This is a genomic window from Candidatus Laterigemmans baculatus, assembly GCF_010367455.1.
GTDB classification, from domain to species: Bacteria; Planctomycetota; Planctomycetia; order Pirellulales; family Pirellulaceae; genus Laterigemmans; species Laterigemmans baculatus.
The window spans coordinates 41,444-55,314 of the sequence record NZ_WRPR01000047.1; the positions used below are offsets into that span (position 1 = coordinate 41,444).

Below are 13,871 nucleotides of genomic sequence, written 5' to 3' on the forward strand. Positions count from 1 at the left end.
CCGGCCAGGTCGACCTCCTCAGGGCCGCGGGAACAGCCGCTATATTAGGCACAGTTTGTTATGATTGTCCGAACAGTACTCCGCCGCGATTTCGACATCGATCTGCACCGTGAACCATCCCCCTGAACCGACCGTCTACGTCATCGCCGGCCCGAACGGCGCCGGCAAAACGACGTTCGCGCTCAAGTATCTGCCGCGATTTGTTGACTGCCCTGAGTTTGTAAACGCTGATCTGATTGCGTCCGGACTCTCCCCATTCAATCCTGAGTCTCAGGCTGCCATGGCTGGCCGACTGATGTTGAGGCGGCTCGATGAACTAAGCTCCGCCCGTACAACCTTCGGGTTTGAAACCACCTTGTCCGGTCGCACTCACGCTCGCAGGCTGCAAGTGATGAAGCGCCGTTACGGATACCGGCTCGCCATGTTCTTCATTTGGCTACCATCGGTGGAGCAGGCCATCGCCCGCGTTGCCGCTCGCGTTCGGGAAGGCGGGCACGACATCCCTGAACCAACGATTCGTCGCCGCTATCGACAAGGCATCACCAACTTCGGCAAACTTTATGCTCCACTCCTCGACCAATGGGTGGTCTACGATGGATCGGATCGACCGGCAGTAAAAATCGTCGGTGAAGTGGACGGAAATCGCACTATTTTCGACGCTGCCCGCTTCACTCGACTCCTGCAGCGCTCACCGGGACTAATCACATGATTCGCGACAACACCAGCGACTTTGTCAGGAAAGCTGACGCAGCCATGGAGGAAGCCGCCAAAGATGTTGTCGAACGGGCGCGGAGGCATAACACGCCGATCGTCGTCTGGAGAGACGGCAAGGTTGTTGAGCTCGACCCGTTTTCCGAAGAATTCGACCAGCCCAAGCCCGGCGGCGACCGCACGAACGACGCGTCCTAACCCCGCCAGCGAACCAGCCCAACCGCCCACCCATCCATCTGGCCAACCACCGACCGAACCCTTCCTGATTCGTCACTCGCCTTGGAAGGGCTCTCAATGCAGGTCGAAATGTGGTCGCTTGATTGTATCAAGCCTTACCAGAACAACCCCCGGCTCAACGACGACGCGGTGGATCCGGTCGTCCAGAGCATCCGTGAATTCGGATTCCGCCAGCCGATCGTGGTCGACACCGACGGTGTGATCATCGTCGGGCACACCCGCTGGAAAGCGGCCAAGAAGCTCGCATTGGCCGAGGTCCCGGTGCACGTCGCCAAGGACATGCAGCCCCACGCGGTCCGGGCCTACCGCATCGCCGACAACCGAACCGGCGAAAACGCCCAGTGGGACTTCGACCTACTGCCGATCGAGATCGGTGCACTGCAGGACAGCGGCTTCGACTGCGGGCTGCTCGGGTTCAACACTGACGAGCTCGCCAAGCTGATCGATACTGGAGTGACCGAGGGGCTGACGGATCCGGACGAGGTCCCGGAGCCGCCCGATGAGGCAATCACCCAGCCCGGAGACCTCTGGCTCCTCGGCGACCATCGGCTGCTCTGTGGCGACTCGTCCAAACCGGAGGACGTCAACCGTTTGCTTGGCGGCGCCCGGATTCAGCTCGTCAACACTGTCCCGCCGTACAACGTCAAGGTCGAGCCCCGCAGCAAGAACGCGATCGCGGCCGGCAACAGCTCGTTCGAGGCGGGCAAGGAAAAGACGAAGGAAGGGCCCCGAAAAATGCGGGCCAAGAACCGACCGCTGGCGAACGATTTCGTGTCGGACGAAGAGTTCGATCGGCTGCTCACCGGCAAGCCCGCAGTGCTGGAGCGGACCGGTGAATCACCGATTCCGATGAAGCCGCGTGAGGAGAACATGCGGTGACTAGAGTTCCCTGCAGGACCAGGTTCTGCCGTCAGAGACATAGACGAACCGGGCGCCGCACTTTCTGGCAAACTCGAGCAACCCGTCTTGCGTCGACACGACCGTCGGAGCCGCGCCGTCGGCGTAGTGCTCCGGATGACCGGTTGCCTTGTCGATACTGCGTAGCTCACCGCCGACAACCAGTGCCTCGGCGTCTGACTGGTTGGCGTAGTGCTGCATCAAGGCTTCTCCGGTGTGTGCGGGGTAACCGTCAAAGTGCAGATAGACCGCGGCGTACATCCCGTCTTCGCGGCGTACGGCAATGACCGCCGAGCAGGTGGCCGGAAAGATCAACCAGATGCCGCGTCGCCAGGTGCCGATTGCCGGCAACCACCTGACCGCGTTCATCGACGTGCAACAGAAACTGCTGTTCTACGTGGTCGCCGCTTGGGAGGACGACTTCACGGGCTACCGCAACTGGGAGTGCATCTACTTCAATTTCCACTGGTCCAGCAAAGCGGAAGACTATGGCCGCCGTTTCCTCCGCGTCACCAACCGCCGCGAAAAAATCGAGACCAGGCACAAGCTGCTCAATCACATCCATTCGCAGTTCCGGGGAGCCGTGGAGGAGTTTCTGGCCGCCAAGTTCCCGAGTCCCAGCCCGGTTGAAACGGCTGGCAACCATCTGCCCGCCGTCGAGAACACAGCATCCATGACTCCTCTCGTCACTGCCTGATTCCATACTCCCACGCGAGCGATTGCCAAGTGACCGTAACAGCGGCCAAGACGGCTTACAGTCCCCTGAAGGTGCTCCATCACCCCGCGCAGCTCGCATCGGCGGGCGGCGGTGCGGTGGCACCCCCGGTCCACGTCCAGCTGATCATCTCGGACCTCTGCAACCACAACTGCAGCTTCTGCGCGCATCGGATGGACGGGTACATCAACAATGAGACGTTCTCAAAGGGCGTCCGTTTGGCGGCCAAGGGGACTAACAACCCGGTCCGAATGATCCCGCTGCCAAAGTGTGAGGAGATCGTCGACGATGCGGCTGAAATGGGAGTCCGAGCGTTCCAGATCAGCGGCGGCGGCGAGCCCACCGTCCACCCGCACCATGTGGACATCTTCGAGCGGGTGCTCGATCGCGGATTGGACCTGGCGCTGGTGACCAACGGCCAGATCCTCAAAGATCGGGCAGTCGAACACTTGCAGCGGGCCACCTGGGTGCGAGTCTCGGTCGATGCCGGGCGTGCCGAGACCTACGCCAGCGTCCGGGAAGTCTCGGCGGCAGTTTTTGATCGGGTGTGGGGTAATATCGCACGTTTGGCCGCTCTCTCGGACGGGCCCGAGGTGGGCGTCGGCTTTGTCGTCACGCGGGAGAACTGGCGAGAGATCGGGGAGTTTTTCGCCCGGGCGGCGGACTCTGGCGCAGACAATGTGCGGCTGTCCGCTTTTTTCCAAGACCATGGAGTTGATTACTACCGCGACATCTTCGACGAGTTGAGATCTTCGATCGACGATGCGAGGCGGCAGCACGAGAGCGAGAGCTTTCGCATCTACGACAACTTTGGCGATCGCTACGACGACATGCGAGTCGGATTCCCGGACTACCAGCACTGTGGCTACCAGTACTTCACCACGTACATCGGTGCCGACCTGAAGCTCTACCGGTGCTGCAATCTGAGCTACTCAGGGCGCGGCGTCGTCGGAGACCTGGCCGGCACCCGCTTCCGCGACCTGTGGGCCGCGGCCGCAGGTCGGCGGCGCGACTTCGACCCCAGCCAGAACTGCCCCCGCTGCCGGTTCAACAAGATCAACGAGACCATCCAGTACGCCACCGGCAGCGGCGGACGCCACGCCAACTTCACCTGAGCTCTTATGTCCGACCCCAAGTGCTCCATCTGCATCCTCGCCTACGGCCGGCCAGAACACCTGCGGCGGACGCTGGAGAGCATCCGTAGCCAGTCGCCGGGCTGCACGTACGAGATCATCGTGACCGACGACGGCAGCGATCCGCCGCTACTGCCCATCTGCCGCGAATTCGGCGTGGAACGGTACACCTACCTGAGATCCGCGAGGTGGCGGGGAATGAGCGTCGCCGCGAACGTCGCCTACAAGCAAGCCAGAGGCGACGTCCTGATCCTCCAGCAGGCCGACGTCCTGCACGCCAGCCCCGACGCCATCGAGCGGCTCGCAGCGGTGGAGCAGGGCACCGCAACAATTGCCGACGTCTGGGACTACGACCCTGCCACCGGCAAGCGACTCAGCCTCTACACCGGCAAGGCACGGCCCCGCGGCCTCTTCTTTCTGGGCTCAGTCCATCGGCAAGCTGTCTACGCCATCGGCGGAATGGACGAAGACTTCCACGAAGCCGGCTACGACGACGTCTGGTTCTACCGCTGCCTCCTGGAAAACGGAATCCAGTTCCGCTATCCCGGCAACATCGTCGGCTACCACCAGTGCCACAATCGGCCGAAGCGGATCTACGGAATCCCCGGCGGAAAACGCCGCATGAAAAAGCTCCTCCAACGCAAAGTCGCAGCCGCCGAAGCCGGCGAAATCACCTGGCGATCGCCCGGAGGCCCGTGGAGCCTTCCCTGAACATCCAAGTGAGCGTCGGATAAATCGTTTCGTGTGAGGTGAGCAGAGCGGACCACGCGGAGCTGCAACCGGCGAACTGCTCGCGGCTCGGGCAGAGGCGCGTCTTCGCCAGAGGGTCATGTGGCAAAGGGTCGGAATCGATAGAATTCGCCTTTCGCAGGCCGCTCGCGGTATGCCTGCATGACCGCGTGACTCGAATTCTTGTTAATCGAATGCTGGGACGATCGATCCGAATCTACCTCGTCGACGGAGACGCGACGGGGTTGTTGACAGCTGAGGTGATGAACTGGAGCGGGAAACTGCTCGTTGCGCCCCGCACGAGGTTGGCTGACCTGGCCAAACGTGAGGAAATTAGTCGCACCGGCATCTACATTCTTGCCGGTGCGGATCCAGACAATCCGGCTCGCGACAGCATTTACGTGGGCGAAGGAGACAACGTATTCAAACGCTTGGCTTCGCACGATAAAGATCCTGCGAAGGAGTTTTGGACGCGGTGCGTCGGGATTATCAGCAAAGACTTGAACCTCACCAAGGCCCATGTCCGGTATCTTGAAAGCCGATTGATCTCGATGGGGCACGCAGCCGGTCGTGCAACTCTTCACAACGGCACCGCCCCGCCCCTTCCGCCGATGCCCGAATCCGACGTGGCCGACATGGAAGGTTTCCTCGAACACATGGAGCTAGTGCTCCCGGTGCTCGGTTTCTCCTTTCTCAAGCCGAAGCCGGTGTCAAAAACACCGTCAGCCGTATCTGAGCAAGGAGAAAGTGCATCGCCAGTGTTCGAGTTTTCAAGCGGCGATGCGATTGCACGTGCGCAGGAGATCGATGGCGAATTCGTAGTATTGAAAGGTTCTACAGCGACGCTGGAACCTCGTTCTAGTTGGACGAGCTACCGAAAACTTCGTGAGCAGCTGGTCGAAGAACAGCGATTGGTTGAGATACCGGACAAGCAGCTGCTCCTGTTTGCTGAAGACGTCGTATTTTCAAGCCCCAGCGCCGGCGCCGCCATCGTCGCTGCGGGCAATACCAATGGCCGTGTCGCATGGAAGATCGCGGGCTCTCGCCAGACATATGAGGATTGGCATCAGTCACAACTGCCCGCGAGCGAGCCATCGGAAGATTAACTTTCGAATCTAATCTGTGACAAAGTCCCACAATTTCTGCCCAAATGTGTGACTTAGCCGCTTGAGGCCTGCTGGGGGCTCATCGTAACTGTCGTGTTCTTCGAAAGCGCCTGCCGCTGGGGCGGGCGAAGAACACGTCTGTTACGCGGGAGTCTCCGGCATGGAGAACTGGTGGGAAATTGGTGGCCCCGATCTGGAGCGGCCGCCGATGGTTCGGGCGATTGCCTACGATCGGCACTCGGCCCAGGACCGGCAAGAGAAGTGGCCGGTTATGCCGACGGCTGCTTGCGCAGATTAGCTTGATCTCGTCATGGCTATCCCTGCCGATTCCGAGTACCGCTCTTCGTAGCCTGCATCGCTTTTCCGATGGGGAGCCCGGCGAAGGGGAATTGCAGGTCCGCGGCAGTATCGCTGAAGGCGGCCTCGATCGCGGCTCGGTATTCCTTACCGCCCAGCCCGATGATCGTTCTAAACTGGTCCAGGTGTTGTTGCTGGACCTGTTGGCGCAATGTCTCCATACCAACCGGCCCGGATGATCTTTGCGCGAATGTCACCTCGTAGGGCCCCGGGATCAAAAAATCCGGCGGGAGGAAGCCGTACTTGGCGCTGAGTATCACCCACTGGTCGCCCGGATCCGCGAAACTCTCGGCGTATTCCCGGTTCACCTTAAATGGCGCACCTCGGTAGGCGTCGCGAGCCGCGGTCGCCCCAGCGCTTGGCTCTTTGTCCCACACCTTGCTGCGTCCGCAGGGAACAACGACAAGCACACCTGGAGATCTAGAACTGCGAGCTGCCATCGGATTCGCTCCTTTGCATAATCTCCCGAAGAGTCAGGTACTGGTCGTCGGTCCCGACCTTACGCAGGAGGAAGCCGTTGCTGCCATCGTATCGGACCATCTCGCCGTTACTCATGTGGAACCAGGCACGGCCTGTCGGATTGTCGGAGTCTGGCAGTTTGACTCTGTCCGCCCCCAGCGTGTAGACGATGTTGCGGGCTTCAAGCCACTCCAGCAGCCTCCATTCAGGCTCCGTTTCGAGCGCAATTTCGCTCAGCCTCCGTGCTCTCTCAAGTCCCAAGCGAGTGGTCCATCTTGAATTGCTGATACTGGTCGCTTCGTCCCGAGAGAACGGTATCCGTTTCGGAAGCGAACGAATGGGACCGAGTCGATAAACCACCATCTGCCCGGTGCGCCGAGAGCGCCAAGGTGTGCCGACCTGAGAGCGGCCCATAACGTCGATTCGCTCGACGTCAGCGACGTACGCGATTCCGGCGGGCTGACCGAAACCCTGCGGAACATAGATCGCAACCTGCTTCACAAAAAACTGGCGCCGATGCGAGCTAACTAGCGGCTGGTAATACGTTTGCTTCTCAATGATCCAATCGAGATGCTCTGAGCCTCCAGGCGCACGCAGGACGCCGACAAGCACCGGCTCGCTGGCGGCGATCTGCCACTTTCGAGCGTGAACCGTCGCCACGTGCGGGATAACGCGGTCAGCCATCGACCACCCACCATGGCGGGTAGCCGTCAGCAGCCACTCTTCAAGACAGCCAAGATTACTCGGAAGGGCCGGTACGGCTCCGATTCCCAACCGCTCAATCGATTGCCAGAGCCGGCTCTGGCGATAGTCCTCCGCTAGATCCTCATTCAGCGGAAATAATGCAGCAGCCTGAACGGTCGACCGGGCGACCCCGCCGTCAGTACGATCTTTCTCAAGAATTGCGTCCCGGTAGCGATGTAGCACGTTGATCGCATCCTGTGGTGGGCCGTACGCTCCGAACTGCTCGCGATATTGCTGCGAGGCGTCAACGCGATACTTTGCGTCACACACCAACTGCATCTTCGGCCAGCCCGGCTCCTCAATGCGGATTAGTATGTCGGGCTTCTGCGGTATCAGTGCGGTGCCGCGGAACAGCGGGTTGTAGACCACAGTGACGCCACGCCCTGACGTTTCCTTAAATGTGATGCTCTGCTGGTTCCCTCGCTGCAGTCGCACCGCCAGCCCACGTTCGTCGACCCGAAACAGCTGCCCCAACCTCTCCGGAGGCCCAAATTCGCGTTGGACGGTCCGGACGACAGCCAGGTACGTCCAGTATTCATACAATTCGTTGAGGTCTTTTACTGAGAGTCGTGCAAAGTCCCCCTCGAGCCGCAGTCCCATTCTCAGAAGCATCAAAAGCCGGTAAGCCTCGCGATATCCGGGCGCAGAGACCAACTGCAAAGATGCAAAGCCCGCCGGCGGGCTGCCTGTCGCCGCGGCGATAGGTTCAACGCGCAGCAAACGGGAGACCCGCGTCTCCAGCTTGGTGAGGCCCTCGAGCGATCGCCTGCTTCGGGCGGAAAGCTTGCCATCGCTTACATAGAGCGATGCCACCTGACTGAGCTTCCGCTGGACGTCCGTTAGCTGCTTTCGAAGCCAGCGGTGCTCCATCGTATCCAGCGTCAATTCGGCCGGACGTTCCACCAGTCTCTCGCGCGCCGTTACGCCGGCGAGCTGGACGGGGCTACCTTTACCGTGCCCGCGACGGATTTGCGAGCGAACGCGGGAGTCGGGACGGCGGATTCTTTCGATACGCGCGGTTCTGTCGCTTCGAACCAATCCTCGGGTTGGGCGCTGAGCGATGTAGTTCACCGCTTTCTCAAGCTCGTCGACGATCGTCTCCAGCAAGACGAGCCACTCCAGCTTTGAGGGGCGGGCGTTTGCAGCCACCTTGCCCATCTGGAATGTCGACCGGAGGTACTCGTATGCGAGCCCTGTCAGAATCGACTGAACGTCCGCGAGGATCTCCTGGTAATCCGACTCGTAATCGATCTTGGTCGGGAATACTTCCACCTCGAAATCTAGCTGCCGCTCGCCATTCACATATATCGAGAATTGGCTACGACCAATCTGGCCGCGGAAATTGACCGTGCCGTGAACTACCCGGCCGCCCTCCTGGGAGGTGAGCGCTCGCACGATCGCAGGATCGCGATGGCGGATCTCGACGGTATCTCCCGAATTAGCCCCGTGGAGGTACAGTTGGTAATCCGACTGCTCAAAGAGTGGCGGACCAGCATCGACCTGAACATCCGCCGCAACCGAATCCGGCACACCGGACCTTCTGCACTGGTCCGTTAGCTCCAGGTCACGCGCCTGCGGTGCAATGGAAAGTCGACCGACGACGTCCTGATTCCGCGTCAACACGGCGCCGTCGTGATCGCGCACGCGCCGCCAGTCGAGCGTGAAGTGATTCGTGGAAATACAGAACAGTCGCTTCATGGCTACAACCAGAATGATGTGTAGCCTTCGTTGATCAAACGGGACCACATCAGACACAGCCTCGACGCCGTGCGAGGCAGCTTCGCATCTTCGCTAGCATCGGGGCGACCGGCCTCCTCCCAACGCTCCATCTCGGCAATCGCCTCGTCTTCGGTGCTGAAAGGTTTACCGCGAACGGCCAGTCCCATCAGACCCGTCAGAGTTTTACGGATCGCGTTACTTCCGCCCACCAATCGAGGCAGTACCTTCATCATGATGGCGAGGTCGAGCGGGTCGACGCTCTGGCCGTCCCGAGTCCGGAACGCCGGCTCGACGTCCCTCGCGTTCACCAAGAACAGAATCACCTCGTCCCGCGTTCGGTACCCAACCTGCAGCTGGCTGTGGACGAGACACTGGTTGACTTCTTGCAGTAATCCCGTTGCCCTGTCGGCTACTGAGCTGAAGTGCGGCACGGAATGATCGATTTCCGAGAGTCGAGTCGCGACACAGTGCCAATACGCGACGGGCCAGCGGGGAAGGGCAGCCTGCTCCTGTGAAGCGACAGCAGTGTCCAGGCTCAAATCGACATCGGACAGCTCTATCGTGAATGCTCGGTCGAGAACTTTGCGGCTGAAGCCATGCGAGCTTTCGTCCATATTGACGGTGCCGACAATACCAAGGTTTGGCGGGAGGTTCTGTCGCTGCGCTGCTTCATAACCTGTCGGCAGCTTTTGCGAGATCAGTGGGCTGCTCTTGTAACCGCCGTCCTCTGCCGGTGAGCGATCTTCGATCGTGCTGAGAACCTCAGCAAAATAGTGCTCCACGCGAGCAATATTCATCTCGTCGATCAAACAGACGTGGTAACGATCGCGATCTTCCGAAGCCTCGCTCGCTGCTTGCAGAACCACTCCGGGACGAAATTTGTCCGCCAGGTCCACATACCCCAGCACGTCGGAACTGTCGGTCCAATCGGGCCGCACGGAGATTCGCGTCATATTGCCGCCGGTCAGTTTCGAGACCAGTGCGGGAAGCTTCGATTTTCCCGTACCCGCAACGCCTGCAAGGATTACAAAAGGCTTGGTGCGCAGCGCAGTGACATAGGTCGCGATCTGCCAGGGTTGGTAGATGAACCCTGACGCGGCGATTGCGTCGATTACCTGTTTTAATGCCTTTGACAGGTCGCTCGGCTCGTGAGCAGCTGTTGTCGTCATGTCAGGCCACCATTTTGCAGCAAGGGCCGCGAGTACCTGTTGCTGATGCTGAGGTTGCTGGATGGCTCGCCAGAACGGTTCTTGGAGTCGAGCATGGGATATTCGATTGCGGATTTGGGAGGGTGTCGGTTTGTCCGGCGAGAGCCTTTCGTCCGGATCGCGATAGGCATGCAGCCAGAACAGGTCGCCCGCCATTCGGCCGAAGCCTTCCGCCAGTTGTTGCTCGCCGACGTCATGGCCGTGTTCGTGTAAACGTCGGATAAACCGCGGAAGCAGCCAGTCGAATTCGATCCGATTTTCGGTCAACTCCCCGTCGCGAATAGCCTCCACGACCAAAGCCAGAATCACTGGCTTGTAGAGGGTGACGGTTTGGATGGCGGCAATCAGCGAGATGAAGTGATCCGTCGCTGCCTGATCATCGTCCAGGTACACCGCCGTTTTGCGATCGGCCGCGAGAGCCATATCCGCGGCTTGCAGATAGCAGATATGGGTTGCAACAGTGTTGTCGAGTTCGTCTCGCCTGGCCGATCCGCCGTGTTCGCGCAGCCAGTCTCGCTTCCGCTGATAGCTCGCCTCGGTCACCCGCGTCGGCTGATTTGAATCGAGTCGATTCACCGTACATCCAGCGTGATCGACATCAGCAATCAGGTACCGAACCTCGCGCGAGGGACTGAGAAAGACGACTCGCTCATCGGCGTACTGCCTCATCACCTCTAGGAAAGGCGTACGAGCATCGACAGGTGAGTGACGGCTGCGATCAACCCAGGCTTTGTAGATGCGAACGAGCGTGGCGAGCGATTCGGTCATCGCATCCGTCGTGGCCGTGAGCTCCTCCGGCCGAAGGAATCGCTCAAAGATCATCCCTTCGGCGTATTTTCGCGACAGATTCCCCGCACCGATGTCGACACGAGCGGCTTTGCCGTCAACCACATCGGCAAAGCCGACAGCCCGCAGTGCTTCTCGTTCGCCGTTGGAGAACTGCGATCGCACTTCCGCCGCCTTCCTGTCGGCGGCAGCTTTGAACTCAGTCGCTGATACACCGAGACCGATGCGAATCCCTACCGGCTCTTCGGAAGAAAGGTGGATGACCGGGTACACGCCCTGCTGGGCACCTGCCGAAACGCGAGAGTCAAAGAAAGCGACCCACGGAACGGTCGCCCAGTTTCCCTTGCCGACTGATGCATCCGCCAGCCAATTGTCGTTATCGCAGAGAAGCGGCAACATCGTCTCCGCGAGTGACCGCAGCTGCCGCTCAAGCTGCTTCGCCTCCGCGTCGCCGCTCAGCTTCGCGGGCCGCTGGGGGTAGACGGTGAGCAGCCGAAGACACGTCGCCCAAAAGTCCGTCCCAACCCTTAACGTTTCGTCCGAAAGCTCGTCCGTCATTCACTACCTCGAAGCCGATACACCATGTAGAGCGGCGATTGTAACGGGAACCGGGCGAGTTCGCCTCCTGCCTTGCTGCCAGGACGCGTGTTCCCGTCGGAGTGCGAAGTCGCCTGCCCCGGTGGCTATTCATGGCCGGTCCCGCTAGTTTCTGGTCACTCTGCGGCGGGCCAGCCGGAGCGCAGTCATCGGCAAGAGCTGCGGCCCCGACGCTGCTTCGCTTGAGCCAATTGATGGGGGTCGCGACGCTCCCTGCGGGAGAAGCTCGCTGGCTTCACCGTTGCGGGCTCCCAGCTTGCCTCCATCAAGACCTTCATCTGCGATAGACCAGAACGATGAACGACAAAACTGAACCCTTGGGATGCCTGGGGTCTTTCCTTCGCATTTTCGGCATCAGAGGCGGTGCGTCCGCCACGAACACGAGTGAAAGTGCCGGGGCAGCCGCGGAAAGCGAGGAGCTACCGTACCGCCTGCGCGAGGATTTCCTGTCGGCCGCGGAGTTGTCGTTCTACCGAGTTCTGGAGCAAGCGGTCGCAGACCGGTACGCCATCACCGCAAAAGTGCGACTGTGGGATCTGCTCTACGTGCCTCGCCAAGAAGGCAGCCGATACTACGAGAACAAGATCAGCAGCAAACACGTGGACTTTGTGTTATGCGATCGATCCATGATGCGGCCGGCTCTGGTGATTGAATTGGACGATGCCAGCCACAATCGCAAGGATCGGCAAGACCGCGATGAGCTCGTTGACCGAGCTTTGGCAGCGGCCGGCCTGCCAATCCTCCACGTCAGAGCCGCACGCACGTACTCAGTCGCAGAGCTGTCAGCGAACATGGCCCAGGTACTCCAACTGTCCCCCGCGAGTCCCGCGGCACCTGCTTCCACGCAACCACCACCCGCTCCGACAGATCCCGTCTGTCCCACTTGCCAAGCTGCCATGGTCGAGCGTAAAGCCTCGAAAGGCAAGCACGCCGGCAAACGTTTCTGGGCTTGCAGCAACTATCCCCAGTGCCGTCACATTATCGGAATCGCTTAGAGCCTTGTGATTTCCTACCACATTTCCTGCCGTGCCCACAGGACGCCAACCATCAGCACTGGGACTCAACTGGGTATTGCCACAGCTTCAATGTCGGGAGCGCGGGAAACTTATACGGGAGCAGCGACAAATCGAACGGGAGATCCTCCTGCATAGCGACTGCCAGCTCCCGACTCAAAAGGCCCTGGGTATCGCAGTGTCGGGCGATGAGCTTTATGTAACGCCTCAAGAGCAGGACCGGCGGAAACACCTCTTTTTTGCTCATCCATTCCAGCATATCACGGCCACCCTTGGAGCTATTACAGGAGCGGCATGCCCAAACGAGGTTATCGGCAACATCGCTGCCACCGCGCATTCGCGGGATCAGGTGGTCCAGCGAGATTCGTTCGCTTGAACCGCAATAGCAGCATGCCTGCGGGACAGTTAACTTCAGACGCTCATCGTCGTAGAGCGCTCCCATTGCCATGGCTCCGCTCTGAAGGCCGCGGAAAAGCCGGCTACGGATAATGTGGTGCCCTTGGTGGTAGGCGGCGCACCCTTCGGTAAGCGCAGCATGGGCCCGTGCCAGATTGGCATAGGACCAGGCAATGTGATCGCCCACGGTCCTGATTTCCGGCGTGCTGCTTTTCTTCGGCCCTGACTTCATAGCGGGAGCACAATCACTTTCGGCTTGAGAAAAAGATACTGCAAATCGTCCCATGTAATTCGCGGGTCACGGCTCGAGGGGCTCCGACATGCAATTCACGAACTGACTGATCTCGTTCCGTTCCGGCTTCTTCGGTCCGGTATACCACTCCCGGCCGGCGTGGAACAAGTTCGACATGCGAGCAGACACAAGTGCATCGCGGCGGAGCCATTCTACGATCCCGATCAGAAGCCGTTAATGCTTCTGCCTCGAAGAGGCTGCATAAGGCGAAAGCGATTTTCAGTTCGATGAGTACGACCTTGCGGGAAACGCGTTGATTCTTGGACGAGCGGAATTTGTGATTTTCTTGCGAACCCTACGCCACAGACCGCGTCTATCTCTTACCAACGCGTCACACGACCCTCGCAACGAGACTTGAGCGATCCGATGCTATCGATGATCCATCCCCTTGACCTCGAACCGATACGCGATCGTCGATTTGCCGGCCAACCGGTGAATACGCCCGCATCGTATCGATTGCGCATGTGACACCCGCTTCCTAGCGAAGTGCTTCTTCCACGAGGCTCGGTGTCATCTGCGACACCGAGCCTTTTTTCGTGTCCTGACAGCGACAACTTGGGCTGGTAGCTGAGACGGCCTAGCGGCGGTTTGAAGCACCGCAGACGAGGATTCGAGCGCCTCCCAGCCCACTAGAAAAGGGTGAAGTTTGAAGAGTGAAGTGTGAAACAAAACGCCTTCCACCCTTCACCCTTCACCCTTCACCCTTCACCCTTCACCCTTCACCCTTCACCCTTCACCCTTCACCCTTCACCCTTCACCCTTCACCCTTCAC

General features: G+C 59.9%; 13 protein-coding genes and 1 tRNA gene. 9 read left to right on the plus strand and 5 right to left on the minus strand.

The genetic code is table 11. From position 1 onward, the window contains the following. The first annotated feature begins 109 nt into the window (after window positions 1–109). The 3 genes from GNK13_RS10785 to GNK13_RS10795 all read left to right on the plus strand — a co-directional run bounded on the left by GNK13_RS10785 (window position 110) and on the right by GNK13_RS10795 (window position 1,827). Complete coding sequence (locus GNK13_RS10785; RefSeq protein WP_164102531.1) at window positions 110–709, plus strand: AAA family ATPase; 600 nt, start codon at window positions 110–112, stop codon at window positions 707–709. Beyond that, window positions 706–909: a hypothetical protein gene (locus GNK13_RS10790; protein ID WP_164102532.1), complete on the plus strand. Its 204-nt coding sequence runs from the start codon at window positions 706–708 to the stop codon at window positions 907–909. Before GNK13_RS10785 ends, GNK13_RS10790 begins: the two co-directional genes overlap by 4 nt. Window positions 910–1,005: 96 nt before the next feature. Next, on the plus strand, window positions 1,006–1,827 hold the full coding sequence (locus GNK13_RS10795; RefSeq protein WP_164102533.1) for a ParB N-terminal domain-containing protein: 822 nt from the start codon (window positions 1,006–1,008) through the stop codon (window positions 1,825–1,827). On the opposite strand, the gene GNK13_RS10800 is transcribed toward GNK13_RS10795, so the two are convergent. Then, the gene (locus GNK13_RS10800) at window positions 1,828–2,106 is read right to left on the minus strand and encodes a hypothetical protein (RefSeq protein WP_164102534.1); all 279 of its coding nucleotides are present in this window, start codon (window positions 2,104–2,106) and stop codon (window positions 1,828–1,830) included. It abuts the gene before it with no gap. Window positions 2,107–2,128: 22 nt separating this feature from the next. Here GNK13_RS10800 and GNK13_RS10805 point away from each other — a divergent pair, with 22 nt between their 5' ends. The 4 genes from GNK13_RS10805 (at window position 2,129) to GNK13_RS10820 (ending at window position 5,528) form a co-directional block, all read left to right on the plus strand. After that, on the plus strand, window positions 2,129–2,542 hold the full coding sequence (locus GNK13_RS10805; protein WP_164102535.1) for a hypothetical protein: 414 nt from the start codon (window positions 2,129–2,131) through the stop codon (window positions 2,540–2,542). 29 nt (window positions 2,543–2,571) lie between these two features. Beyond that, complete coding sequence (locus GNK13_RS10810) at window positions 2,572–3,675, plus strand: radical SAM protein (RefSeq protein WP_164102536.1); 1,104 nt, start codon at window positions 2,572–2,574, stop codon at window positions 3,673–3,675. Between the two features lie 6 nt (window positions 3,676–3,681). After that, window positions 3,682–4,404: a glycosyltransferase family 2 protein gene (locus tag GNK13_RS10815; RefSeq protein WP_164102537.1), complete on the plus strand. Its 723-nt coding sequence runs from the start codon at window positions 3,682–3,684 to the stop codon at window positions 4,402–4,404. Window positions 4,405–4,592: 188 nt separating this feature from the next. Continuing rightward, window positions 4,593–5,528 carry a GIY-YIG nuclease family protein gene (locus GNK13_RS10820; RefSeq protein ID WP_235935039.1) on the plus strand — a complete coding sequence of 312 codons (936 nt, stop codon included), beginning with the start codon at window positions 4,593–4,595 and terminating at the stop codon, window positions 5,526–5,528. A 314-nt stretch (window positions 5,529–5,842) separates the two neighbouring features. Here GNK13_RS10820 and GNK13_RS10825 read toward each other — a convergent pair whose 3' ends face one another. From GNK13_RS10825 to GNK13_RS10835, 3 genes are read right to left on the minus strand one after another with little or no spacing between them, the layout of a single operon-like run. After that, window positions 5,843–6,325 (minus strand): DUF6884 domain-containing protein, encoded by a 483-nt coding sequence (locus GNK13_RS10825; protein ID WP_164102538.1) that lies wholly within the window; start codon window positions 6,323–6,325, stop codon window positions 5,843–5,845. Then, complete coding sequence (locus tag GNK13_RS10830) at window positions 6,306–8,843, minus strand: DUF2357 domain-containing protein (RefSeq protein WP_235935042.1); 2,538 nt, start codon at window positions 8,841–8,843, stop codon at window positions 6,306–6,308. Before GNK13_RS10830 ends, GNK13_RS10825 begins: the two co-directional genes overlap by 20 nt. Continuing rightward, on the minus strand, window positions 8,789–11,359 hold the full coding sequence (locus tag GNK13_RS10835; protein WP_164102540.1) for an MrcB family domain-containing protein: 2,571 nt from the start codon (window positions 11,357–11,359) through the stop codon (window positions 8,789–8,791). The genes GNK13_RS10830 and GNK13_RS10835 overlap by 55 nt, the downstream gene beginning before the upstream one ends. Before the next feature lie 335 nt (window positions 11,360–11,694). On the opposite strand from GNK13_RS10835, the gene GNK13_RS10840 reads away from it, so the two are divergent. Beyond that, window positions 11,695–12,393, plus strand: a complete 699-nt coding sequence (locus GNK13_RS10840; protein ID WP_164102541.1) for a DUF2726 domain-containing protein — start codon at window positions 11,695–11,697, stop codon at window positions 12,391–12,393. A gap of 52 nt (window positions 12,394–12,445) precedes the next feature. On the opposite strand, the gene GNK13_RS10845 is transcribed toward GNK13_RS10840, so the two are convergent. Beyond that, window positions 12,446–12,994 carry an HNH endonuclease gene (locus GNK13_RS10845; RefSeq protein WP_164102542.1) on the minus strand — a complete coding sequence of 183 codons (549 nt, stop codon included), beginning with the start codon at window positions 12,992–12,994 and terminating at the stop codon, window positions 12,446–12,448. 662 nt (window positions 12,995–13,656) lie between these two features. On the opposite strand from GNK13_RS10845, the gene GNK13_RS10850 reads away from it, so the two are divergent. Next, window positions 13,657–13,728, plus strand: a tRNA-Phe gene (locus tag GNK13_RS10850). Window positions 13,729–13,871: the final 143 nt, after the last annotated feature.